General features: G+C 58.0%; 25 protein-coding genes and 1 tRNA gene. 12 read left to right on the top strand and 14 right to left on the bottom strand.

The annotated features are described in order from the left end of the window. Positions 1 to 174: 174 nt before the first annotated feature. Together Q0775_RS02060 and Q0775_RS02055 are read right to left on the bottom strand one after the other, a co-directional pair. The gene (locus Q0775_RS02060; RefSeq protein ID WP_298857663.1) at positions 175 to 918 is read right to left on the bottom strand and encodes a hypothetical protein; all 744 of its coding nucleotides are present in this window, start codon (positions 916 to 918) and stop codon (positions 175 to 177) included. Continuing rightward, on the bottom strand, positions 915 to 2195 hold the full coding sequence (locus Q0775_RS02055; RefSeq protein ID WP_298857662.1) for a hypothetical protein: 1281 nt from the start codon (positions 2193 to 2195) through the stop codon (positions 915 to 917). Before Q0775_RS02055 ends, Q0775_RS02060 begins: the two co-directional genes overlap by 4 nt. Positions 2196 to 2285: 90 nt before the next feature. On the opposite strand from Q0775_RS02055, the gene Q0775_RS02050 reads away from it, so the two are divergent. Further along, positions 2286 to 2756 carry an MmcB family DNA repair protein gene (locus Q0775_RS02050; protein ID WP_298857661.1) on the top strand — a complete coding sequence of 157 codons (471 nt, stop codon included), beginning with the start codon at positions 2286 to 2288 and terminating at the stop codon, positions 2754 to 2756. Positions 2757 to 2766: 10 nt separating this feature from the next. On the opposite strand, the gene Q0775_RS02045 is transcribed toward Q0775_RS02050, so the two are convergent. Beyond that, a complete protein-coding gene (locus Q0775_RS02045; protein WP_298857660.1) occupies positions 2767 to 2967 on the bottom strand; it encodes a DUF6324 family protein in 201 nt (66 codons plus the stop codon). 84 nt (positions 2968 to 3051) lie between these two features. Here Q0775_RS02045 and Q0775_RS02040 point away from each other — a divergent pair, with 84 nt between their 5' ends. Continuing rightward, positions 3052 to 3534 (top strand): GNAT family N-acetyltransferase, encoded by a 483-nt coding sequence (locus Q0775_RS02040; RefSeq protein ID WP_298857659.1) that lies wholly within the window; start codon positions 3052 to 3054, stop codon positions 3532 to 3534. A 6-nt stretch (positions 3535 to 3540) separates the two neighbouring features. Here the strand turns inward: Q0775_RS02040 and Q0775_RS02035 are convergent, their stop codons facing one another. After that, positions 3541 to 3999 carry a YHS domain-containing (seleno)protein gene (locus Q0775_RS02035; RefSeq protein WP_298857658.1) on the bottom strand — a complete coding sequence of 153 codons (459 nt, stop codon included), beginning with the start codon at positions 3997 to 3999 and terminating at the stop codon, positions 3541 to 3543. A gap of 174 nt (positions 4000 to 4173) precedes the next feature. Between Q0775_RS02035 and Q0775_RS02030 the strand changes: the two genes are divergently transcribed. Continuing rightward, positions 4174 to 4250 (top strand) — tRNA-His (locus Q0775_RS02030). 133 nt (positions 4251 to 4383) lie between these two features. Here the strand turns inward: Q0775_RS02030 and Q0775_RS02025 are convergent. Beyond that, a complete protein-coding gene (locus Q0775_RS02025; protein ID WP_298857657.1) occupies positions 4384 to 4668 on the bottom strand; it encodes a DUF6476 family protein in 285 nt (94 codons plus the stop codon). Between Q0775_RS02025 and Q0775_RS02020 the strand changes: the two genes are divergently transcribed. The 3 genes from Q0775_RS02020 to Q0775_RS02010 all read left to right on the top strand — a co-directional run bounded on the left by Q0775_RS02020 (position 4667) and on the right by Q0775_RS02010 (position 7182). After that, positions 4667 to 5701 (top strand): RluA family pseudouridine synthase, encoded by a 1035-nt coding sequence (locus tag Q0775_RS02020; protein WP_298857655.1) that lies wholly within the window; start codon positions 4667 to 4669, stop codon positions 5699 to 5701. The two genes, Q0775_RS02025 and Q0775_RS02020, sit on opposite strands and share 2 nt — an antisense overlap. A 186-nt stretch (positions 5702 to 5887) precedes the next feature. Beyond that, complete coding sequence (gene rpoH, locus Q0775_RS02015) at positions 5888 to 6784, top strand: RNA polymerase sigma factor RpoH (RefSeq protein WP_298857654.1); 897 nt, start codon at positions 5888 to 5890, stop codon at positions 6782 to 6784. A gap of 128 nt (positions 6785 to 6912) precedes the next feature. After that, complete coding sequence (locus Q0775_RS02010) at positions 6913 to 7182, top strand: DksA/TraR family C4-type zinc finger protein (RefSeq protein ID WP_298857653.1); 270 nt, start codon at positions 6913 to 6915, stop codon at positions 7180 to 7182. Between the two features lie 4 nt (positions 7183 to 7186). Here Q0775_RS02010 and Q0775_RS02005 read toward each other — a convergent pair whose 3' ends face one another. The 7 genes from Q0775_RS02005 to Q0775_RS01975 form a co-directional block, all read right to left on the bottom strand. After that, positions 7187 to 7648, bottom strand: a complete 462-nt coding sequence (locus tag Q0775_RS02005) for a hypothetical protein (RefSeq protein WP_298857652.1) — start codon at positions 7646 to 7648, stop codon at positions 7187 to 7189. 115 nt (positions 7649 to 7763) lie between these two features. Beyond that, complete coding sequence (locus Q0775_RS02000) at positions 7764 to 8195, bottom strand: GNAT family N-acetyltransferase (RefSeq protein WP_298857651.1); 432 nt, start codon at positions 8193 to 8195, stop codon at positions 7764 to 7766. A 41-nt stretch (positions 8196 to 8236) separates the two neighbouring features. Beyond that, a complete protein-coding gene (locus Q0775_RS01995) occupies positions 8237 to 10057 on the bottom strand; it encodes a M3 family oligoendopeptidase (RefSeq protein WP_298857650.1) in 1821 nt (606 codons plus the stop codon). Positions 10058 to 10116: 59 nt separating this feature from the next. After that, the gene (locus Q0775_RS01990) at positions 10117 to 11715 is read right to left on the bottom strand and encodes an ATP-dependent DNA ligase (protein WP_298857649.1); all 1599 of its coding nucleotides are present in this window, start codon (positions 11713 to 11715) and stop codon (positions 10117 to 10119) included. Then, the gene (locus Q0775_RS01985) at positions 11712 to 12737 is read right to left on the bottom strand and encodes a ligase-associated DNA damage response exonuclease (protein WP_298857648.1); all 1026 of its coding nucleotides are present in this window, start codon (positions 12735 to 12737) and stop codon (positions 11712 to 11714) included. The genes Q0775_RS01990 and Q0775_RS01985 overlap by 4 nt, the downstream gene beginning before the upstream one ends. A gap of 50 nt (positions 12738 to 12787) precedes the next feature. After that, positions 12788 to 13735 (bottom strand): alpha/beta hydrolase, encoded by a 948-nt coding sequence (locus Q0775_RS01980; protein WP_298857646.1) that lies wholly within the window; start codon positions 13733 to 13735, stop codon positions 12788 to 12790. A gap of 13 nt (positions 13736 to 13748) precedes the next feature. Then, positions 13749 to 14039, bottom strand: coding sequence for an SCP2 sterol-binding domain-containing protein (locus Q0775_RS01975; protein ID WP_298857644.1), 291 nt, complete (start codon positions 14037 to 14039; stop codon positions 13749 to 13751). Positions 14040 to 14117: 78 nt separating this feature from the next. Here Q0775_RS01975 and Q0775_RS01970 point away from each other — a divergent pair, with 78 nt between their 5' ends. The 5 genes from Q0775_RS01970 to Q0775_RS01950 all read left to right on the top strand — a co-directional run bounded on the left by Q0775_RS01970 (position 14118) and on the right by Q0775_RS01950 (position 19074). Then, the gene (locus tag Q0775_RS01970) at positions 14118 to 14681 is read left to right on the top strand and encodes a tetratricopeptide repeat protein (protein WP_298857643.1); all 564 of its coding nucleotides are present in this window, start codon (positions 14118 to 14120) and stop codon (positions 14679 to 14681) included. A 40-nt stretch (positions 14682 to 14721) separates the two neighbouring features. Continuing rightward, positions 14722 to 17514, top strand: coding sequence for a helicase-related protein (locus Q0775_RS01965; protein ID WP_298859902.1), 2793 nt, complete (start codon positions 14722 to 14724; stop codon positions 17512 to 17514). Then, positions 17511 to 17900, top strand: a complete 390-nt coding sequence (locus tag Q0775_RS01960; protein WP_298857642.1) for an RNA-binding S4 domain-containing protein — start codon at positions 17511 to 17513, stop codon at positions 17898 to 17900. The genes Q0775_RS01965 and Q0775_RS01960 overlap by 4 nt, the downstream gene beginning before the upstream one ends. Before the next feature lie 54 nt (positions 17901 to 17954). Further along, a complete protein-coding gene (gene fdxA / locus Q0775_RS01955; RefSeq protein WP_298857640.1) occupies positions 17955 to 18290 on the top strand; it encodes a ferredoxin FdxA in 336 nt (111 codons plus the stop codon). 265 nt (positions 18291 to 18555) lie between these two features. Then, entirely contained in the window at positions 18556 to 19074 is a 519-nt protein-coding gene (locus Q0775_RS01950) for a CarD family transcriptional regulator (protein WP_298857638.1), read from the top strand. A gap of 62 nt (positions 19075 to 19136) precedes the next feature. Here Q0775_RS01950 and cobS read toward each other — a convergent pair whose 3' ends face one another. After that, a complete protein-coding gene (gene cobS, locus Q0775_RS01945; protein ID WP_298857637.1) occupies positions 19137 to 19886 on the bottom strand; it encodes an adenosylcobinamide-GDP ribazoletransferase in 750 nt (249 codons plus the stop codon). A gap of 80 nt (positions 19887 to 19966) precedes the next feature. Between cobS and cobT the strand changes: the two genes are divergently transcribed. Further along, positions 19967 to 20977: a nicotinate-nucleotide--dimethylbenzimidazole phosphoribosyltransferase gene (gene cobT / locus Q0775_RS01940; RefSeq protein WP_298857635.1), complete on the top strand. Its 1011-nt coding sequence runs from the start codon at positions 19967 to 19969 to the stop codon at positions 20975 to 20977. Here the strand turns inward: cobT and Q0775_RS01935 are convergent. Further along, positions 20974 to 22881: a cation:proton antiporter gene (locus Q0775_RS01935; RefSeq protein ID WP_298857633.1), complete on the bottom strand. Its 1908-nt coding sequence runs from the start codon at positions 22879 to 22881 to the stop codon at positions 20974 to 20976. The two genes, cobT and Q0775_RS01935, sit on opposite strands and share 4 nt — an antisense overlap. Positions 22882 to 22888: the final 7 nt, after the last annotated feature.

Raw genomic sequence — 22888 nt, 5'->3', positions numbered from 1 at the left:
TTGTATTCCCGGGGACCTGTATGTACAGGTGGGCGCCAGATAAATGAACCAGGGCTCAGACAGAGCCAGCTCCCTAGGATTTGCTTAAGGCCACTGGAATGTAACGTCAGTCGAGCAGGGCAGAGCCCGTCACCCCTCATAAGTAGGCGCGTATAGGCGCTACGGCAAGGGGTATCACTCCGCCGGGGCCTCAATAAATTTGTACTTGGCCAGTTCTTCGGGCAGCAGCACATAGATTTCGTCAGGAGGTGTTACCAGCGCATGTTGCATCACCAGCGGGTCGATGCCCATTTGGTCGAGGTAGCGCATGACTTGGCCTTGGCCGCGTTGAATGTCCTCTACGGCGGCAAAGGCGGGGAGCAGCGTGCTTTCCCCGAAATAGTGCTGGTGCACGCCGACGAAGGCCTTATTGGGCACGGTGCGGGTCACACCAGCGGCGAGCAGATAGGGGCAGGCGGAGTAGCAGATGTCACCCTCGCGCATTTCCGTTTCCATGCCCTTGAGGCGCAGGGCGCGGCCTAATTCGAGTGCATCTTGCACAGAGCCACCGGGTGAGTTGAGGATGGCGCGGGTCGGGGCTTCGCGCAACTCCTCGATTTGTTTGAGGATGCGGGTGGCGTCACCGCCTGCGATCTCACCCTCCAGCAACACTGCGGTCCCTGCGGAGACAACCGTGAGGGTCAGGCGTTCGGGGAGTGGCTCCCGACTGCCCGGCACGACGCGGTTGGGGGAGAAGCGGCGGGTCTGGTCACCGGGGCGGACGGGTTCAGAAAGCGATGGTGCCTTTGGCCCCATGCTGGGGAGGCGAAATCCGTTTTGCAGATCGCCAATAAACAGAAGGCCCCCCAGCAAAAGTTGGAAACCGAGGACGCCCACCAGCACACGGGCGACGGGATTGCGTTTCGCTGCGGTGCTCATTCGGCGGCAGTTTTCAGCGGTGGTGCGGCGGGTGGCGCCGGTGCTGTGACGTCGGCCTTCATCGCTTCGTCCATTTCCTTCATCACAGCGATGGCAGCGCGAAGTTCGGCCAGTGTCATGCTGTCCTCGACGGCTGTGCCCTCGCGGCCCAGACGGATTGCGGATTGGGTGATGGCGAGGATGAAAACAAGCACGGCAGGCAGCAGATCAATGGCGATGGCGCCAGCCCACGAGGGTATGAAATTGCGGGCATAAAGGATCACAGCATCAGCTGAGGAAATCGGCGTGTAAGTCGTGTCGGGCGCGGCGGGCATCGCTTGGACCACTTGGGCGGCGCGGGCCAATGTCAGGGCGCGTTGAGACAGCACTTCGAGCACGGAAGTGATGGTGGCAGATTGGTCGTTGCGGATTTGGGCGGAGCTGCCGTCGAGTTCGGGCAGCACCACGGAAGCGGAGAGGTCTTGGGCGGCGCGTTCCACCAGTGAGGCGACGGAGAGTTGGCGCATTTGGGTGATGAGGCCTGCGAGGCGCACGGCCTGTTCGGAGAATTCAACCGAGCGGGCCTCAACGGGGCCAGCTTCGACTGTAAGAGCGCGCATGCGGCTCAGGATTGCGTTGCCCTCGGTAAATGCGCCCTCAACCAGTGGGGTTTGGGAGGCGATTTGTGCTTCTAGGCCTGCGAGCTCGGAGGATTTTTGGCGCAGCACGCGAAAGACGGCACCGCGGCCCGCGAGGCCAGACAGATTGCCTGTGGCTTCTTGTTCGCTCAGGTCCTCGAAGGACTGGCGCACGCGGGCGACGTCGCGCTCTAGGCCTTGGGCGGACAGGGCGACTTCGTGGGCGCGCTCAAGGGAGACTTGATAATCTTGGACCGTCTTGGCGAGGTGTTGTTCTACGGCGGCAGAGCCTGCGAGGGCGGCGGCGTTGAGCCAACTCGACATGGCGATGATGGCAAGAGAGCCGAGGGCCATTGCCCCCATCAGACCGACACGGGCGCGTGCGCCGCGCACAGCGGGAAACAGGCGCAGCATGTAGGACCAGAAGACAAAGATACCGACTGAGACTGCAACGGAATAGGCGATCGCGGCGAAGGCGGACATCGCACCATTGTCATCCAGCAGGGAGGAGACGCCGAGATAGGTGTAAATGCCCGAGGCCGTGGCCAGCACGCCGAGGGCAGTGCCAGAGAAGGTGTCGAGCCACGTCAGGTGGCCCTCAAGCTCACGCGAATAGCGCACACCACGGGCGCGGGCGGAAGGGTCATCGAGGTCGCTCATGCGGGAATCCTTAACTGGTTATGAATGAAGATAGGCAGGGATCGGCAAAAGGCCAAGGTGGCGTGAGTGGGGGTTGCGTTTGTTCATGGTATGTTCATATTTGACGTCATGAATGAGCGTCCCATCCTTCAACCTGGTCAGCTGTTGCAGCGCGGGGTCTCGCGGCATCTGGCGAGCCATGGTTTCGCCTGTGTGGAGGAGTTGGTGCCTGCGCGGGGATTGCGGGTGGATGTGATGGCGCTGGGGCCCAAGGGCGAGATCTGGGTGGTGGAATGCAAATCAAGCCGTGTTGATTTTACGTCTGATTCCAAATGGCAGGGCTATCTGGAGTGGGCGGACAGGTTCTTTTTCGCGGTGGACGAGCATTTCCCGACTGAGATGTTGCCGGATGATCAGGGGTTGATCATTGGTGATGCCTATACTGCGGAGATTGTGCGCATGGCGCCAGAGGTGAAGCTGGCGGCGGCGCGGCGTAAGGTTATGGTGCAAAAGTTTGCAACCACCGCAGCGCGGCGGCTACAGGTTTTACGTGATCCGGATATGCACTCCGACTGGGGGTAATACCGAAGCTTTACCGGCGCTTCTTGCCACCTAACTGGGCGGCGGCTTTTGCGGCAGACGTAATTTCTTCGGCGATCTCACGGGCTTCGTCGGGGGTGAAATCCATGGGAATTTCGATGCCGTTGCCCTCAATGAACAGACGCACCATGCCTTTGTCGGTAGGACCGATTTGCAGGTTGGCTTCAATATCGCTCTCGTCGTTGATGCCCATGGCGCTCTTCCTTTGATTAATCTGAAATATCGCTATCGTCACCCAGCTTGAAAGGCAAGTGGGTGCAACGCTAGGGTGGACGACATGAGTGAGATTGAAATACGCCCCTTTACCCCTGATGACCGCGATTGGGTCGTGGCGGCCCATGCAGATGTTTATGCGCGTGAGGCGGGGTTTGACGACAGTTTTGGCGTGTTGGTTGGCGAAATTGTCGATGCGTTTATTGCCGAGCATGATCCTGCGGTTGAGCGGGGCTGGATCGCGTGGGATGGGGGTGTACGGCTTGGTTCAATCTTCTGTGTGCGGGTTGACGCGCAGACGGCCAAGCTGCGGTTGTTCCAGTTGAGTGCACAGGCGCGGGGGCGCGGGTTGGGGCGGAGGTTGTTAGATGTTTGTACGGAGTTTGCCCGCGTACAGGGATACCGCGATATGGTGCTGTCCACCCATCGCAGTCATGAGGCGGCTTGTGCGTTATACTTGCGCAACGGGTGGCGGGAAGTGGATGAGCGGCCGGTGCATCACTACGGCCAGCCGCTCGTTGAGTTGGATATGATGCTGACGCTTTAGGTTGCGCTATTCTAAGACCCTTGGCCAGTTGGTGTTAGCATTTGTGATTCGTGTGGGGATGTCTTTTTCCCAGCGGCGCTGAATGCGTTTCGAGTAATTCAGATAGAGTTTTCCATCCATGATCTTCCACGCTTTTGGTGTTGTGGAGGCCGTGTAGCCTTCGCTGACCGTATAGGCGCAATAGCCGCCGTATTGCGGTGCATAGGCGGCAGGATCAGCGGCGAAGGTGTCGCGGTTGGCGGCGGAGGAGAACTGCCACGTGGCACCATTATAGCTGTAGGTGAACTCGGGCGAGCCTTGAACGGGGGCACCTTGGATGAAGTAGGCGACAGGGTCTGTTCCGTCGATTGCGATGCCGTCCTCAACATAGATGGCTGGTGTTTTGGCAAATGCCATCGTGGGTAGGGCGCTGTAGCCTGCGAAGGCGGCGGCGCTAAACAGAAAGTGGCGTTTGGTGAGTGTCATGTCATGCTCCCGTTTTGTTCTGCTTTCAACATATTAGAGTGGTGCAGGATCGCTAGGGGGTATGGAAAAACTTGTGGGTTATCCTAGGCGCAGATATTGAAACATAACTTAGGTCAGATTTTGTGAGAACGGGCGTTGACCTCGCTTGTAGGCCAGATTATGCACGCTCACAGTGCCGGAGTAGCTCAATCGGTTAGAGCGCGTGGTTGTGGTCCACGAGGTAGTTGGTTCGAAACCATCCTCCGGTACCACTTTCAATAAATCAGAGATTTCTTGAAAGTGGTGAAATCCCCTGCACCAAACCCGAAGGATTTTTGTCAGGCGCCGAAGGCAACGTATCGCAGATGCGCGTTCTGGCCCCCTCTCAGAGTGAGCGCTGTTAAACTATTCCACCACCACAGTCTGCCGCAATGCCCCTGACATCCGGTCAAACACCAAAATTTCGTTTGCGTCCGTCACAACGGCATACCAATCCGCGGCTTGGGTAAAGGCAACGGCCTTGGCCCCGTCAGGCAATACAATTTCAGTCGGCAAAATCGGGGTATCGCGTGTGAGGCGCGTGACAAGCAGGCCGATAACGACTACGACCCCCAAAACCATCACTGTTGTCAGGACCGTAACCATGCGCCTTAGAAAGCGCAGGTTGGTTGGTTCGGGAAGTTCATCCATGTCGCACCGCCGTATTACATTCATTCTGGGCGAGACGCCCCCGCCGCGCCTTGATAAGGCGCTTGCCCGCGATGTGCCAGAGGATGCGAACCTGTCGCGCACGCGGATTATGAAACTGATCGATCAGGGGGTCGTGTTTGTGAATAACGAGGTGCAGCGCGATCCGCGTGCTGTCGTGGAGGAAGGAGCAAAAATCGACATTGACGTGGAGGAAGCTCAAGAGAGCCATATCTTGCCCGAGGATATTCCGCTCGAGATTATTTATGAGGATGACGACCTTGTTGTTATCAACAAGCCTGCGGGAATGGTCGTGCACCCTGCACCGGGATCGCCCTCGGGGACATTGGTGAACGCGCTGCTGGCGCATTGCGGGGATGATCTGTCGGGTGTGGGCGGCATGAAACGGCCCGGCATTGTGCACCGCATTGATAAAGAGACGTCAGGATTGCTGGTCGTGGCCAAATCGGATGCCGCGCATCATGGGCTCGCCAAACAGTTCGAGGCGCATACAGTAGAGCGGTACTATCGCTGTCTCGTCTATGGTGTGCCTGATGCCAACGATCCGCGCCTGCGCGGTGTGAAAGGGGCCAATTTCGAGAGCGGAAATATCCTCAAGCTGACCACGGGCCTCGCACGGCATAAGACGGACCGCCAGCGGCAGGCCGTAATCTTTAACGCGGGCCGTCATGCCGTGACGCGGGCGCGGACAGTGGCGCGGTTCGGCACACCGCCCGTGCTGGCGTTGATGGAGTGTTGGTTAGAGACGGGGCGCACGCACCAGATCCGCGTCCACATGTCCCATGCGGGCCACGGACTTGTCGGTGATCCAACTTATGGCGGCAAGCGCAAGCTGGCACGTGCCGCGTTGCCCGAAGCTTTGGCGGAGGCCGTAAAAGCGTTCCCGCGTCAGGCATTACACGCGGCGGTTTTGGGGTTTGTGCATCCAGTCAGCGGCGAGGCGTTGCGGTTTGAAGCGCCATTGCCCGCCGATATGGCAGACCTATTGGCAATGTTGGAACCTACGCGGGCGTAAGCCTGTTACATATTGCACAAGGTGGTGAACAGAACTGTTGGGCCATGTTTCATTAACCAGTGTGAGTTAAGTGTGAACGAAAGGGTGCCACATCATCTTGTAACGCAAGATCGCTGACCCCATATTGATGTTAAGCCCTGTTACATATCTGTAAAAATAGGGGTGCCAGGGAAAGGACGAAGAACCATGGCCAATTATGCAAATCTGCCAGCGCCGACCCCCGAGGGTGGTCTAAATCGCTATATGCAGGAAATCCGGAAGTTCCCGCTGTTGGAGCCGGAAGAAGAATACATGCTCGCCAAAGCTTGGGTCGAGAAAGAGGACACGCAGGCGGCGCACCGTATGGTGACGTCCCACCTCCGCTTGGCTGCCAAGATCGCTATGGGCTATCGCGGATATGGTTTGCCGCAGGCCGAAGTGATTTCGGAGGCAAATGTTGGCCTGATGCAGGCGGTGAAACGTTTCGATCCCGAAAAGGGCTTTCGCCTTGCGACTTATGCCATGTGGTGGATCAGGGCGAGTATTCAGGAATACATCCTGCGTTCATGGAGCCTTGTGAAACTTGGCACGACGTCAGGTCAGAAAAAGCTGTTTTTCAACCTGCGTAAGGCCAAGAACAAGATTGGTGCGCTGGAAGAAGGCGATCTGCGCCCCGAGAACGTCAAGACAATCGCGACGCAGTTGGGTGTGACCGAAAAAGAGGTCATCTCGATGAACCGTCGGATGTCGGGGGGCGATGCATCGCTCAACGCGACTGTCGGGTCCGAGGGCGAAGGCACGATGCAGTGGCAGGACTGGTTGGAGGACGAGAGTGCCGACCAAGCAGGCGATTATGAGGCGCGTGACGAGCTTGAAACGCGCCGCGAAATGCTTGCCGAAGCCATGACTGTACTGAACGACCGCGAGAAGGACATTCTGATGCAGCGGCGTTTGTCGGACGAGACTGTGACGCTGGAGGATTTGAGCGGTCAATACAAAGTGAGCCGCGAGCGCATCCGGCAGATCGAAGTACGTGCGTTCGAGAAACTGCAAGAGCGGATGCAGGAACTTGCTGGCGAAAAGGGTATGGCTGTCGCGGATTAAGCCAAACCATCTTTTAGAAAAAGAAAGCCGCTCCTCTTGGGGCGGCTTTTCTGTGTTTGGGGCAAGACACTTGGAATGATGGGGCATCGCGCTTAGGCTGATGCAAAGACGGGCAGGAGGGTTGCCATATGGCTGGTGGGTGGGCGCGGGACGGTGCGGTTTCAGAACAGATTGAAGCGTCGATCAATGACGAATTGGCGCGGCTAAAAGCGCGGCGGGTGCCCGTTGGAGAGAGTGCAACGCTTTGTGCCGAGTGTGAGGAGCCAATTCCACAGGCGCGGCGCGAAGCCCTGCCGGGTGTTAAGCTGTGTATTGAGTGTGTGCGCGAGCGCGATGCTGCCTATCAGACCCGCGGCGGAATAAATCGACGCGGGTCCAAAGACAGTCAGCTCAAATAGCTGATTAGCGCTTTGTGCAGGTGGCAGTCATGCGGCCACTGGTCAGTTTGACTTTGCTGTTGGAGAGGAAACGGACGTTTGTCACGTCAGGGCGATTGCCTGACACCATCCGTTTGGGCAGGCTTCTGGTCATGTGGCGGCCAACTGGCGTTTTGGAAATATCCTGCCCGTTTGCCGTGAGAGACCGTACTCGTGCGTGTTTCACTGTTTCGCTCAGTTTGCTATGATTGCGGAACCATTTACCATTGAGGGCGACCGAGCCGTCAATACGCCCGCGCCGATCCCCCACGGCGATGTTGGCGAGGTGGTAGAACTGCCCGCTTTGACGGTAGTCAAGCAGCATGCGGATCGCGAGGTTCTTGCCGTCACGGCCATTACAGTCCCATTTTCCGACAAGGGACCTTGCGGAAGCTTCAGAAGCGCCAGTGGTGGCCAGCAGGCCCACGATCAGAAGGGTGCGTATCATGCGGTAAATGCCTTAATTGTTATATGTATGCGACTGACTGTGGCCCTGCTATGGTTAACGTGTCAAAGGATTTATCGGCAACAGTCTGTTTTTACGCCGTCTTTTGACCATATGATCAGGAAGCTAACGACAGGCGCATGATGTACTGTGGTCCTGCCATACCGTGAGGCCAGACCTCTCCGGTGTCGGCGAAGCCTCCGTTGAGGTAGCATTTAACCGCGGCGGGATTGGACATGTTGACAGTGAGGAAGACTGCATCAGCATTATAGTGCAGTGGCAAATAGCCACGCAGCAAAGCGATGGCCCCAGAGGCATAGCCACATCCCTGAAGCGCGCGGTCAATTATAAAGGCGCGCAATCCAAGGCTGCTTTTTGATGCGCAGGGATAGGCCTTTGAATACCCCCCCCTGTCAATTCTGAAAAAGCCGATTGCGTGGTCGGCGTCGAAGATCGCGTGGAAATCGATGCTTGCTTCCACAGTCTTAAATGCCTCGGCCACTATGCCGGAAAAGGCAATCTGGTGGGCGGCCACAGTAATGTGAGCCACCCGTTCCAGATCATTCGGCCCCAGAGAGGTAAGGCTTAGGCTTATTCTTCCATGGCTTCCAATTCATCAATGAAGCCTGAAATCATACTCAGCCCTTTGTCCCAGAACGCAGGATCAGAGGCGTCAAGACCGAAGGGGGCGAGCAGTTCTTTGTGGTGCTTGGAGCCGCCTGCTTTGAGCATGTCAAAGTACTTTTCCTCAAATCCCTCGTGACCTTCGGCGTAAACGGCATAGAGCGCGTTCACGAGGCCGTCGCCAAAGGCGTAGGCGTAGACGTAGAAGGGCGAGTGGATGAAGTGCGGGATATAGGCCCAGAAGGTTTCGTATCCGTCCATAAACTCAAACTCTGGCCCAAGGCTCTCGGCTTGGACGCTCATCCACAGCGCGTTGATGTCGTCTGGGGTCAGCTCGCCCTTGCGGCGGGCGGCGTGGAGCTTGCATTCGAAATCGTAGAACGCGATCTGGCGCACGACGGTGTTGATCATGTCCTCGACTTTGCCCGCGAGCAGGATGCGACGCTCGGAGGTGGTCTTGGCCCCTTCGAGCATTTTGCGGAAGGTGAGCATTTCGCCAAACACCGACGCGGTTTCGGCCAGTGTCAGCGGGGTGGAGGAGAGCATTTCGCCTTGACCAGCGGCGAGAACTTGGTGCACGCCGTGGCCCAATTCATGCGCGAGGGTCATCACGTCACGGGGTTTGCCTAGGTAGTTGAGCATGACGTAGGGATGTACATCCGTAACGGTGGGGTGGGCGAAGGCACCAGGCGCTTTGCCGGGTTTTACGGCCGCGTCGATCCAGCCTTTGCGGAAAAAAGGCTCTGCCAACTCGCCCATACGCGGATCAAAGGCGGAGTAGGCGTCCATGACCATCTTTTCGGCTGTGGGCCAATCGACGATCTTGGGGTCTTCCATCGGCAAGGGGGCATTGCGGTCCCAGACCTGCATAGTGTCGAGGCCAAGCCATTTCTTTTTCAGCGCATAATAGCGGTGCGAGAGTTTGGGATATGCTTTGACCACCGCGTCGCGCAGGGCCTCAACCACTTCGGGCTCTACCTGATTGCTCAGGTGACGGGCGGTTTGCGCGGTCTCCATGCCACGCCAACGGTCCATGATTTCTTTTTCCTTGGCCTGTGTGTTGTGCACACGCGCAAATGTTTTGACGTTTTCGCCAAACACATCGGCCAGCTCGCGCGCGCCCGCTTCGCGGTTATCGCGGTTGGGGTCGGTCATGAGGTTCAGCGTGCCCTCGATGCCGAGCGTCTCCCCGTTCACGTCGAATTGCAGGCCTGCGATTGTCTCGTCGAACAGACGCTCCCAGGCGTCACCGACAACGCCCATATCGTGCAGGAATTTCTCCATCTCGTCGCTAAGCTGGTAGGGCTTCATCGCGCGTATACGCTCGAATATCGGGGTGTAGCGGGCGAGGTCGGCGTTTTGGCCCAGCAGGGCGTCGAGGTGGGCATCCTCTAGTGTGTTCAGTTCCAGCGTGAAAAAGACCAGCGGGGTGGTGAAGTTAGTGATTGCTTCTTGCATGTCGGACATGAATTTGGCGCGGCCCGAGTCGGTGGTCAGTTGGTAGTAGCGCAGACCTGCGTAGGACATAATGCGCCCTGCGATCTGGTTGATCTTCTCGTTGCGCAACACGCACTCCAAGAGGCCTGCGGCGTCTAGGGCTCCCAGCTTGCCCTCATAGTCAGCGGCGAAACTGGCGCAGGATTGCTCCAGCCAGTCCAGATCGCGCTTGAGCTCCGGGGCGTCCTCGGCGGTGTAGAGGTCGTTGAGATTCCATTCGGGCAGGTCGCCGAAGTCGGGTTTGCCACCAGAGGCATTGGCGTCGCGGACGGGGAAAGGGAGGGTAAACATCGGTAATCCTTTGATCGTTTGGAGCATAGGTAAGGGCGCGTCGCACGAGGGGCAAGGCGTCAGCCGAATATCCGCAGCATCTCGTTCAGATCGTCCAGTGTATTGGCCTCTGATAGCGGTTTATCGTGGCGCCAGCGCAGCATTCGGGGGAAGCGCAGGGCCACGCCGGATTTGTGACGCGGCGAGGCTTGGATGCCCTCGAATGCGATCTCGAATACGTGATGCGGGGTGACCTGCCGCACGGGGCCAAAACGTTGGAGCGTGTTTTTGCGGACCCATGTGGTAATCTGGCGGAACTCCTTGTCGGTGAGGCCTGAGTAGGCCTTTGTGAAGGGGACGAGGGCATCGCCGTCACGGACTGCAAATGTGTAATCGGTAAAGAGGTTCGCGCGGCGACCTGAGCCTGCTTGGGCATAGATCATCACGGCATCAATGGTGAGCGGCGCGAGTTTCCATTTCCACCAGTCGCCTTTCTTGCGGCCAGCGAGGTAGGGGCTGTCTGCGCGTTTGAGCATGAGACCTTCGGCGTGGGCCCCGCGGGCGCGGTCGCGGTAAGCGTGCAGGTCTGCGGGTGTTTTAAAGGGGAGCTGGGGGGAGAGTTTGACGGGTGCTTCTGGGGCGAGGTCCTTGCAGGCTTGCTCCAGCATGGCACGGCGTTCGGCGAATGGCAGATGGCGGATGTCCGCGCCTTGCCATTCGATGAGGTCGTAGGCGTGAAGGACGACAGGTGCATCGGTCAGCAACTTTTTCGGCACGGTTTTGCGGCCAATGCGGGGCTGGAGGGTGTTGAAGCTGGCGGGGTATTCCTCCCCCGCATGCCAGACAAGGAGTTCACCGTCGAGGACAGTGCCATCGGGGAGGTAGTCAACAGCGCGGGCAAGTTCCGGGAAACGGTCTGTCATCAACTCCTCGCCTCGCGACCACACAAAGTGTTCACCGCCGCGCAGGATAAGCTGACCGCGGATGCCGTCCCATTTCCATTCTGCACGCCAGTCTTCTGGCGTTTCCAGAGCGTCAGGCCCGCCTTCGATAGCATAGGCGAGATAGAAGGGATAAGGACGCGAGGCATCGGCGGACGCATCCTCAGCCTCAATCAGCGCGTGCCATGTGGTATCGTCAGGATGCCAGTTGCCCATGAGGCGGTGGGCGAGCTCGGATTCGTCGCGCATCGTGGCGCGTGCCAATGCTCGGGTCATCAGTTTCTGGCTCACGCCAACGCGCATGCCGCCTGTTATAAGCTTGTTAAAGATGAAGCGTTCCGTGCCCCCGAGCCGCGCCCAAGCGTCCAGCACAAACGCCTTCTTTGCCTCGTCATCGGCTTTATAGACCTCGCGCAGATCGGTGATCCATTGGGAGAGGGAACGGTTGTCAGTCGTCTGGTTGGGGGGCAGGACAAGGGCGATTGTTTCTGCCAGATCGCCAACGATGGGGTAGCATTCCTCGAAGAGCCAGAGCGGGACACCTGCAACTTCGGCTCCCCATTCCCGTAATTTGGTTGTAGTAACAGCACGCTTGGGGCGGCGACCGGAAAACAGCGCAATGGTCCAGAGTTTGTCAATGTCATCTGCTTCTTGAAAGTAGTCGGATAAGGCATTGACTTTAATTGTAGTTTTAGTGCTCTGATCAATGGCGGTGAATAGGGCCGCAAAGGCTTTCATGCGGCTTCTCCACTATCATCTTTAGGATCGAGGCTTTCGCCTTCGAACTGGGTTGGGACGACTTGGGCGTGATACCCATTCTCGTTCAAGTATCGCGCGAAGATATCAGTATAACCGTGTGTAACATATATATTTTCAGCTTCCGTTTGTTTGATTGCCCAAAGCAGTCCCGCCCAATCGGCATGATCGGAGATGATAAAGCCCCGATCACCTGCGCGGCGGCGTCGAACACCGCGCATAGCCATCCAGCCTGAGGCGAAGCCGCTCTCTTGGGGGCCAAATTTTTTGGACCATGCGGAGCCGAGAGCGGAGGGTGGCGCGATTACCATAGCGCCTGCGTGGGTCTTGGCGCTCACGTCTTTGTTTGCCAGCACCGTGTCGGGCAAAATGATGCCTTGGGTGCGCATGACAGCGTTCGTATTTTCAATTGCCGTGTGGCACAGGATCGGACCGAGGGAGGGGTCGAGCATGGAGATGAGGCGCTGTGCCTTTCCCAGTGAATAGGCGCCGAGGATGGCGGTTTTACCGTTGGCGATACAGTTGCGCCACCAATCGTTGATCTGCTGCGCGACGACCTCTTGGGGCTCCCAATGAAAGACCGGCAGGCCAAAGGTGCTTTCCGTAATGAAGTGGTGGCAGCGGACAGGCTCGAACGGGGTGCTCACGCCGTCGTCGATGACTTTATAATCACCTGAGGCGACCCAGACTTCGCCATCGACTTCGACACGGATCTGGGCGGAACCAGGCACGTGGCCTGCGGGATGGAAGGAAACGGTGGCATCGCCGATGGTGCGCTGTTCGCCGTAAGCGATACCCTCGGCAACGATGTCGCCTAAGCGGTGACGCATTACGGGCAGGGCATCGTGGGTTGCGAGATAAGACCCCATGCCCCAGCGGGAGTGGTCTGCATGGCCGTGGGTGATAAGTGCGCGGTCCACCCTCCGCCATGGATCGATGTAGAAATCGCCAGCGGGGCAATAGATGCCTTCGGGGCTAAATGTGAGGACGGGTGTTTTGCTCATGCCGCTTAACTTAGGCGACAAAGCGGGCAGGGCCAGCCCTAGTCGCAGGTCTATCCTGTGGTGGTGTTAAGAAAGAGGTGTGCGATCTCGTCAAAAATGGGTGTTCTGAGTTCGGGTATCTCCATCAAAACCTCGTGTTCACCGCCTTCGACTTCTCGTAACTGGCCACCCTTCCAACCGTTCATTCGGGCATAGATGCGCGGCACATCCACGATACGCTCGTTTGTGCCTACAAAGGTGGTGCAAATAAGGTTGGGGGCCGCACGCTGGGCCAGATGCTTTGTCTCTGCCAGCGCTTCGCGGAGCCAGACATAGCTTGGTCCGCCGAGCTGTAGCTCGGGATGGGCGATGAACTGATCTCGCATCATGTCGTACATTTCCGGGTCCGTCGTCAGCATATTATCTTCAAACGGCGCTGTGAGCGGGTAGGGAGTGCTGGTGGTGCCAACAGGCAGGCGGTGACCCTGATTGAACTTTGGCATCCATGTGCTGAGCAGTTTTGCAGGCAGGCGCATGTGTGGTGCGATGTGGATGCCCCACATGGGCGCGGAGAATGCCGCCGCCTGCACGGCCAGCCCCTCCATTACAGCACGCAGGCCGATGCTACCGCCCATGGAGTGGGCCACAAGGAAATAGGGGCGGGGCAAATTGAGGCTTCGTGCGGCCCGCATTAGGGCGGCCACGTCTTTTTGATAGTCGGGGAAATGGTCGACATGCCCGATCAGCGGATCATCCAGCATCCTGTCGGCAAGACCCTGACCGCGCCAGTCGATTGCTATGGATGACAGGCCTCGCGCGGCGAACTCGGCAGCGGCGGGGCCATATTTTTCAATGTATTCAGTGCGGCCCGGAAATATGAGCACCGTCCCTTTTGAACCGTCAATGGACCACACGCCCAGCCGTATCCGTTTTCCGTCAGATGTCTCGGCCCAATAGGCCTGCGCCGGATCAGGTCCGGGGTGGATATCGGTGAACAAAGGCGCAGGCGTAAGGGTCATCGGTTTGTGTCGGTTACGCCAGTGCAGAAGCGAGTTTCATCGCCATGCCCATGTCACCGTCTACTTTGAGTTTACCAGTCATAAAGGCAGATGTCGGGTTTGTGTCACCACTCATGATGCCTTGGAATGTTTCAGGATCGGCGGTGAGCGTCACATCCGCTTCCTCGTCGCCTGCGTGGACGTCGGTATCGTTAACCATAACGCATCCTTCGCCTTCGATCTCGAACTTGACTGTGCCGCCGATTTCAACGCCATCCATCTTTGCAGTCAGTACTTTTACAGCTTCGTTAATCATGTCGCTCATTATATTTAGCCCTTTTTTGGCAAATGGTGGCGGACATCACTGGAATTCAGCCCCCCACCTGTTACATTCACCTTTGTTATGGTCAGATACATCGTCAACCTCAAACATACCGTTACGGCACTTGGCGTGCTTGTGTTGCTGTGCGGCCCCGCAAATGCCGAGCAAAGCCCGCAGGTTGCGGAGCTGTTGGAAGCCTTGCGCACCGCCCCGCCCGAACAGGCGAAAGCGGCCGAGCGGAACATCCAGCGGGAATGGTCCAAGTCGGGCTCTGCCGCGATGGACCTGCTTCTCAAGCGTGGGCGCGATGCGCTGGCGGTAGGGGAGTTTTCGGTTGCGATTGACCATTTGACAGCTCTCACAGACCACGCGCCGGATTTTGCCGAGGGGTTCCATGCAAGGGCCACTGCTTATTACCGTGCTGATCTGTATGGTCCCGCGCTGGATGATCTTGAGACGGCTCTTGCGCTGAATCCTGATAATTTTAACGCTATTTTCGGCCTTGGCGTGTTGTTTGAGGAATTGGGCGACAGTCGCCGCGCCGCAGAACTTTATCGCCGTGTTTTGGCACTGAACCCGCATCACGAGAACGCCGAAAAGGCGCTTGAGCAGCTGAAATCCGAAGGCATCGGGCGTACACTCTAATCCAAGTTAGGAAATTGCGGTGAATACGCAAGGCAGGGTTGTGGCCGTTTTAGGCCCCACCAACACCGGAAAAACGACCTACGCGATTGAGCGGATGCTGGGGCACCGGACGGGGATTATTGGCCTGCCGCTGCGTCTTTTGGCGCGTGAAGTGTACGACCGCATCGTTGCGGCACGCGGGCCGTCTGTTGTAGCGCTTGTAACGGGCGAAGAGCGGATTGTGCCACCGCGCACGCAGTATTGGGTCTGTACCGTGGAAGCGATGCCTGACGGCATGGGGGCGGATTTTGTGGCCATCGACGAGATACAGCTTTGTGCCGATCCTGAGCGAGGGCACGTGTTTACAGACCGTTTGTTGCGCTCGCGCGGCCTGCACGAGACGCTGTTTATGGGGTCCGACACCATGCGGGGCACGATTGCAGAGCTGGTGCCGGAAGCGCAGTTCGTGCGCCGTGAGCGGATGTCGGAACTAACCTATTCAGGGCAAAAAAAGATTAGCCGAATGCGCCCGCGCAGTGCGATTGTTGGATTTTCAGTTGAAAATGTATACGCTATCGCCGAATTGATCCGCCGCCAGAAAGGCGGTGCAGCCGTTGTTATGGGCTCGCTCAGCCCGCGCACGCGCAATGCGCAGGTTGATATGTATCAAAATGGCGAGGTTGATTATCTGGTGGCAACGGATGCCATCGGGATGGGCCTCAACCTCGACGTGGACCATGTGGCCTTCAGCAGCTTGACCAAGTTTGACGGGCGGCGCATGCGGCCCCTTGCCCCCAATGAGTTGGCCCAGATCGCAGGACGTGCAGGGCGGGGAATGAAGAACGGCACCTTTGGCGTCACAGGCGATGTGCATCCATTGGATGAAGGGGTGGCGCAGGCGATAATGGATCACCGCTTTACCCCGCAGAACAAGATCAACTGGCGTAACCCGCATTTGCAGTTTGGCACCATCGCGGCGCTGGTGAAGTCGCTGGAAGTGGGGCCAGATCACGAGCGGCTGGTCAAAGCACGCGAAGCGGATGACCTGCGGGTGCTAAAATATTTGGGTGAGGATGCGGAGATTGCTGCGCGCTGCACAGACGGACCTTCGGTTAAATTGCTTTGGGATGTGTGCCGCATCCCTGATTTTCGGTCCATCAGTCATGCAGAGCATGCCAATCTGTTGGAGCATATTTACAACCACCTGCACCAGCGCGGCAGCATTCCCGACGACTGGCTCGCACGACAAATAAAGCGCATCGACCGAACCGATGGGGACATCGATGCGTTGTCCAAGCGATTGGCGTTTATCCGCACGTGGACATATGTGACCCAGCGCAAAGGTTGGACAAATGACGAAACCCATTGGCGCGGGGAGGCGCGTGTCGTAGAAGACAGACTGTCAGATGCGTTACACGAACGCCTGACCCAAAGATTTGTAGACCGGCGGACATCAGTTTTGTTGCGGCGGCTAGGACAGAAGGAAGCCATGGTGGCCGAAGTAAATAACGAGACTGGTGAAGTAACCGTTGAAGGCGAATTTGTAGGCAAGCTGGACGGTTTCCGTTTCCGCGCTGACAAAGGGGCCGGCACGGCAGAAAATAAAACGATCAAGACGGCGGCGCTCCAAGCGCTGGCCCCGCAGTTCCATTTGCGTGCGGATCGTTTTTACAATGCGCCCGATACAGAGATTGATTTCACCGAGCAGGGTGGCCTGATGTGGGGCAGCTCTGCGGTGGGTAAGCTTGTTGCGGGATCTGACGGTCTCAAGCCGCAAGTCGAAGTATTTGTGGACGATGTGGCAGGTCCGGACGTGGCGCAAAAGGTTCAGCGCCGCCTTCAACACTTCATCGATCGCAAGGTTGCGAGCCTTTTTGAACCGCTCGTCGCACTGAAGAATGACGAGGCGTTGACGGGTCTTGCCCGTGGCTTTGCTTTCCGCATGGTCGAGGGTTTTGGCGTGCTGCCGCGTGCCGATCTGGCCGAGGAAGTGAAGTCACTGGATCAGGACGCACGAGGGGCGCTGCGCAAGCATGGCATACGGTTTGGCCAGTTCACGATCTTCATGCCACTGCTCTTGAAGCCTGCGCCGACGCGCCTGCGTCTGGTGCTGTGGTCGCTGACCAAGGGCCTCTCCGAGTTCCCCGAATCGCCCCCTCCGGGTTTGGTAACGATTCCTGTGGATGCCAGCGCACCGACTGGGTCGGACACTATGTCGGGCTACAGAAATGCAGGTACACGCGCGATCCGCATTGATATGTTGGAGCGTCTGGCGGATATGCTGCGCGGCGAAGATTCGCGCGGCGGGTTTGAGGCGAAGGCCGATATGCTGTCGATCTCTGGCACAACGCTGGAACAGTTTGCTGATCTCATGCGCGGCTTGGGTTACAAAGCCGAAGCAGGCGAGCGTCCGAAGGTGAAGGCCGTGATGGAAGTGGTGCCGCCTGCGACTGAAGTGCCTGCGGATACGCCCGTGATGGATGCGGGTGAAACACCTGTTGCGGGTGCTGTGACCGACGAAGCGGCGGTGCCGACCGAAGAAGCCCCGATCGCAGAAGTCTCCGAGACTGAAACGCCGATCGGTGAGGCTGCAGACGCAGCGATTGCTCCTGTGGAGATGGAAACATTTTATACCTTCACATGGGCGCGTCCTGCACGTCGGCAACAGCCTGCGGGTGGTGATCGTCCCAAAGGCAAGGGCAAGCCCAACCCGCGTGGCAAAAAAGGTCAGCGTGATGGGGACAAAGGTAACAAGAGCCAGAACTTTTCGGCCCGTCCGCCAAAGCCCGAGAAGAAAATTGATCCTGACAACCCGTTTGCGGCCGCTCTTATGGGCCTCAAGAACGACAAGTGAGCGATCAACCTGCGGAGAAACTGCGCCTGGACAAATGGCTGTGGTACGCGCGGTTCTTTAAAACACGCACTCTGGCGGCGAGTATCGTCGGCGGAGGCAACGTGCGTATCAACGGCATGCTGGCCTACAAGCGCAGTGCGACAATTACGCCCGGTGACGTGCTGACCTTCCCCAAAGACGATCATATTCGCGTGATCCAAATCGACGCTTTGGGGGAGCGGCGCGGGCCCGCTCCTGAGGCACAGGCCCTATATACAGACCTCTCCCCGCCCGAGCGCGCGCCAAAGGACCTGATAACGGCAAATCCAGCCTTTGACGGCAAAGGCCGCCCGACCAAGCGGGACCGCCGCCAGCTTGATCTTTCTAAGGCACGCCATCTTGAATGATCGGCGCTGCTGTTCTAGCTACGTGTCAACCAAATCTGACAGAGACATCTCCCTATGACCTATATCGTGAACGACGCCTGTATCGCCTGCAAGTACACCGACTGTGTCGAGGTTTGCCCTGTGGATTGTTTCTATGAGGGGGAGAACATGCTGGTGATCCACCCTGACGAGTGCATCGACTGTGGTGTGTGTGAGCCTGAGTGTCCTGCCGACGCCATCCGCCCCGACACCGAGCCGGACATGGAAAAATGGGTCGAGTTCAATCGCAAGTATTCGATCCTCTGGCCTGTCATCATCACAAAGAAAGATCCGCTGCCGACGGCAGAGGAAATGGATGGCAAAGAAGGTAAGATCGATCTGTTTTCAGAGAACCCTGGCGAGGGGGGCTGAGATCTTTCACGCGATTCGCGTGATCCGGGCGCATCGTGCCGCATCGCCATAATTTGTTAGGTTTCGCCCTCCCTTTAAGGGGGGGCTTTTTTGTGGTATAATGGATTTAATGATACGCTATTTCACACACAAAGACGCCGCCCTGTCACGGCGCATCTGACCACCCAATCTTGAACACGGATTCCGCGGGCGATTTGCCTGAGGCGGGTCGTGTTTGCTGTGCCTTACTTCTAAGATGTAGGGCAGTTTTAGGAGCTTGAAGAGTATGACCAAATCGAAAAAACTTGATTTCCGCCCCAATGAGTTTGTTGTCTACCCTGCGCATGGCGTAGGCCAGATCGTCTCGGTTGAAGAGCAGGAAGTTGCAGGGATCACCCTTGAGCTATTTGTGATCGCATTTGAGAAAGACAAGATGACCCTGCGGGTGCCGACCCATAAAGCGACTGAAATTGGCATGCGCGCGCTCAGCTCGCCTGATGTGATCGAAAAGGCGATGAAGACGCTCAAAGGCAAAGCAAAGGTAAAGCGGGCCATGTGGTCGCGCCGTGCACAGGAATACGAGCAAAAGATCAACTCCGGCGATCTGATCGCGATTGCTGAAGTGGTGCGTGACTTGCACCGCACGGATGACCAACGTGAGCAGTCCTACTCCGAGCGCCAGTTGTATGAAGCAGCCCTTGAGCGGTTGACCCGTGAAGTTGCGGCAGTTTCAAGTGGTGACGAGTTGGGCGCAGCCAAGCAGATTGGCGATGTCCTGCAGAGCCGTATCGCACCAGCGGCCTAAGGCTCAAGGCGACGAATGGTATGAAGCCGCGTCTGACACAGGTCAGGCGCGGTTTTTCTATGTCAGAGAAGAGCGGCGCAGATTAGCAGGATTGCCGTTTCGGACAGGTTTTGCGCAGCACCAAGTACGTCTCCTGTTTGGCCGCCGATTTTGCGTTCTGCCAGTAGCGCCATGGCAAAGGTGCAGACCACTGCGGCTATGACTGCCGCCATTGCCGTGATGCCGAGACAGGCGAGTGTGACGGCAACGGCAATGCCCAGCCCGAGAAGAGTGGCTTTAAGCGGCGGGCGTCCAACGCTGTGTGACAGGCCGTCGCTGCGGGCATGGGGCAGGGTGTGCATAAGCGCAGGCATCATGGCGCGGGACAGGGCGGCTGCTGCGATCACTGTCAGTCCTGTGTCCCCCAACAGCGCGGCCAGTGCGCTGATCTTGGCCATGGATGTGACGATCAGTGCGAGCACGCCATAGGTGCCGATCTGGCTGTCTCGCATGATTTCCAAGCGCCGCTCGGGCGTGAAGCTGCCCCAGAGCCCGTCAAATGTATCGGCCAGACCGTCTTCGTGCATGGCTCCTGTCACCAGCAGCATTACGCCAAGGGCAAGGGATGCTGCGCCGAATTCGGGCAGGCCGAGCCAGAGGGAAATCTGTCCCGCAACCGCACCCAGAGTGCCCACAAGGACGCCGACCAGCGGATAGGCCCAGACCGCATGCGGCCCTTGAGAAAAGGCATTCTGTGGCAGATGGGGCAGTGGCAGACGCGTTAGCAGCACGGCGGCCAGCCAAAGCTGGCGAAGGGGGTCGCTTTTATCCATGAACGTGCCTTTTCAACGCTTGTGAGCTGCGCCTCATTGGGTAAACAGGCAGAGACAGTCTGGCAATGAGGGTTATCACGATGGTAGAGTTTTTTGATCTGGACGAGTTCCGTACCGCCCTCGTGGCACTGCCGGATTTGGATATGGCGGCGCGTGAGGGCGCGGCAGAGCGCAACAGCCAACTGACCAAACCCCCCGGTGCGTTGGGCCGTTTGGAATATATTGCGCAGTGGTACTCAGGCTGGCGCGGGAACCCGCAGCCCAAGATCACATCCCCGCAGATCATTGTATTTGCTGCTAATCACGGTGTTGCGGCGCAGGGCGTCTCGGCCTTTCCGTCTGAAGTGACCGAGCAGATGGTGATGAATTTTCAACATGGTGGTGCCGCGATCAACCAGTTGGCGCGCGCGGCAGGTGCGCATCTGGACGTTCATGCGCTTGAGCTTGACCGCCCGACAGGCGACTTCACCAAAGGGCCCGCCATGTCGGAAGTGGATGTTGTAGCCGCCTTAAACGCAGGCTGGAACGCTGTGGGCGGGGATTCAGACCTGCTGGTGGTGGGTGAGATGGGCATTGGCAATACAACACCAGCGGCGGCCCTTGCTGCGGCGCTGCTCGGCGGTGATGCCGCTGACTGGACGGGGCGTGGGACAGGTGTGGATGATGCAGGGCTTGTTAATAAAACACGAGTGGTCTCCGAAGGTCTGACGCTGCACAAAGGGCAGGGTGACGGCCTTGAGACGCTGCGCCGTTTGGGCGGCCGTGAGTTGGCTGCGATGGTGGGAGCCATTGCACGGGCGCGCAGCCTGCGCATCCCTGTGATCCTTGACGGGTTCATCTGTACGGCGGCGGCGATGTGTCTTGAGCATACGCGCAAAGGGGCGTTGGACCACTGTGTGGCGGGGCATTTGAGCTCCGAGGGCGCGCATGGCCGCTTGCTTGAGTCCTTGGGCAAGGAGCCACTGCTGTCGCTTGGCCTGCGGTTGGGCGAGGCTTCCGGCGGGGCGTTGGCGATCTCCATCGTCAAAGCAGCCCTCGAGTGTCACAGCGGCATGGCCACCTTTACCGAAGCAGGTGTTAGCACAGGCTAGGCGCGTTTCTCGTCGTCTTCGTCGGCGCGGTTGAGGAATGCCGTTTCCAGATCTTTCTCAAGCTCTTTGGCGCGTTTTACGTATTCGGCATTGTCGCCCGGTGCCACATCAGGGCGCCAGAGGCTTGCCAGTTCGCGCACAGACATACGGTCATGGTGATAGAAGATGCGCTGTGCCTCCGCCGCCTCATATTCGGACAGGCCGAGGTTTTCGAGCGCGTAACGCCCTGCACGCAGGGAGCTGTCGAACATTTCGCGGACGATGTCATTCGCCCCTGCCTGATAGAGATGGTAAACATCGGTTCGGTCATGGGCGCGGGCGATGATGTGCAAGTCGGGCCGCTGGGCGCGGGCATAGGCCACTAGCGCACGGGCTGATTTGCGGTTGTCGAGGGCCACAACCAACACACGCGCATCGGCCAGCCCTGCCTTGCGCAGGACATCGGCGCGGGTGGGGTCGCCCAGAAACGCCTTGAAGCCAAAGCGGCGCATGACAGCGATGGTTTCGGGATTGTGATCCAATACAACAGTCTCGAACCCTGACGCTTGGACAAGGCGATTTACAACTTGTCCGAAGCGGCCGATGCCCGCGATGATAACGGGACCCTCTTCGTCAATCTCGTCATCTGGCGGGCGGGTATGGGCGTCGACGCTTCGTTTCGAGATGATGTCGTGCAGAATAAACAGCAGCGGCGTGATTAGCATTGTGAGCGCAATGACCAGCAGCAGCGTCTCGGCAACACCGTCTGGCATGACGCCTGTCGCGACAGAAAAGCTCACGAGGACAAAGCCGAATTCGCCTGCCTGGGCCAGCCCGAGGGCAAAGAGCCATTGATCGCGTCCACGCAGTTTGAACATGCGGCCAAGGATGAAGAGGATCAGCCCTTTGACCATAATGACCAACAGCGCCATGCCGATGATAATGACAAAATCAGAGGCTAGAAGCTCAAAGTTTATGCCTGCGCCAACGGTGATAAAGAACAGCCCCAGCAGCAGACCCTTGAATGGTTCAAGGTCAGTTTCAAGCTCATGGCGGAATTCGGAGCTCGCAAGCACAACGCCAGCGAGGAATGCACCAAGGGCAGGGGACAGACCTACGAGCATCATGGTGAACGAGATACCGACTACAATCAGCAGGGCCAGTGCGGTATACATTTCGCGCAGTTTGGCGGAGTGAATATAGCGAAACACGGGTCGCGTAAAAAATACGCCCATAATAATGATGCCAGCAATAGCGCCAATTGTAACAAGGGTCACACCCCACGCAGGTAAGCTGTCGATAAAGGTGAATGCTGCATCCGCAGGGGAATCACCGTGTCCCGCGCCGTGACCTGCGTCTTTTGCCGTATCAACGGTGATGGAGCCATCAGGGGAGACCATTGCGGTGGGCAGTGTGACCGCGATGAGTGGCAAGAAGGCCAGCATGGGGATGACAGCGATATCTTGTGCGAGAAGGACCGAAAAGACCGACCGTCCACCTGCCGTTTGCATCAATCCTTTTTCCGTCAGCGTTTGAAGCACAATCGCGGTGGAGCTGAGCGAGAGCGTCAGGCCAATGGCAAGCGATACGCCCCAAGGTTGGTCATAGAGCATGGCGATGCCCATGATTGCCAAAGTGCTTAGCCCGACCTGTAGCCCGCCTAGGCCCAGCAATTTATGACGCATGTCCCACAGCGCTTTTGGCTCAAGCTCTAGCCCGATCAGGAACAGCATCATCACCACGCCGAATTCGGCAAAATGCTGGAGATCCTTGGTCTCGGCACCGACAAGGCCCAGAACGGGGCCGATCAAAATACCCGCGGCGAGATAGCCCAGCACAGAGCCGAGCCCAAGACGTGCCGCGATGGGTACCGCAATCACAGCGGCAGCGAGATAGATCGTGGCTTGAAACAGAAAACCTTCCATGGACGTC

Source organism: uncultured Sulfitobacter sp. (assembly GCF_947499945.1).
Classification (GTDB): Bacteria; Pseudomonadota; Alphaproteobacteria; order Rhodobacterales; family Rhodobacteraceae; genus Sulfitobacter.
The sequence above is the reverse complement of the archived record's forward strand: the minus strand, read 5'-3'. Positions and strand labels throughout refer to the sequence as shown.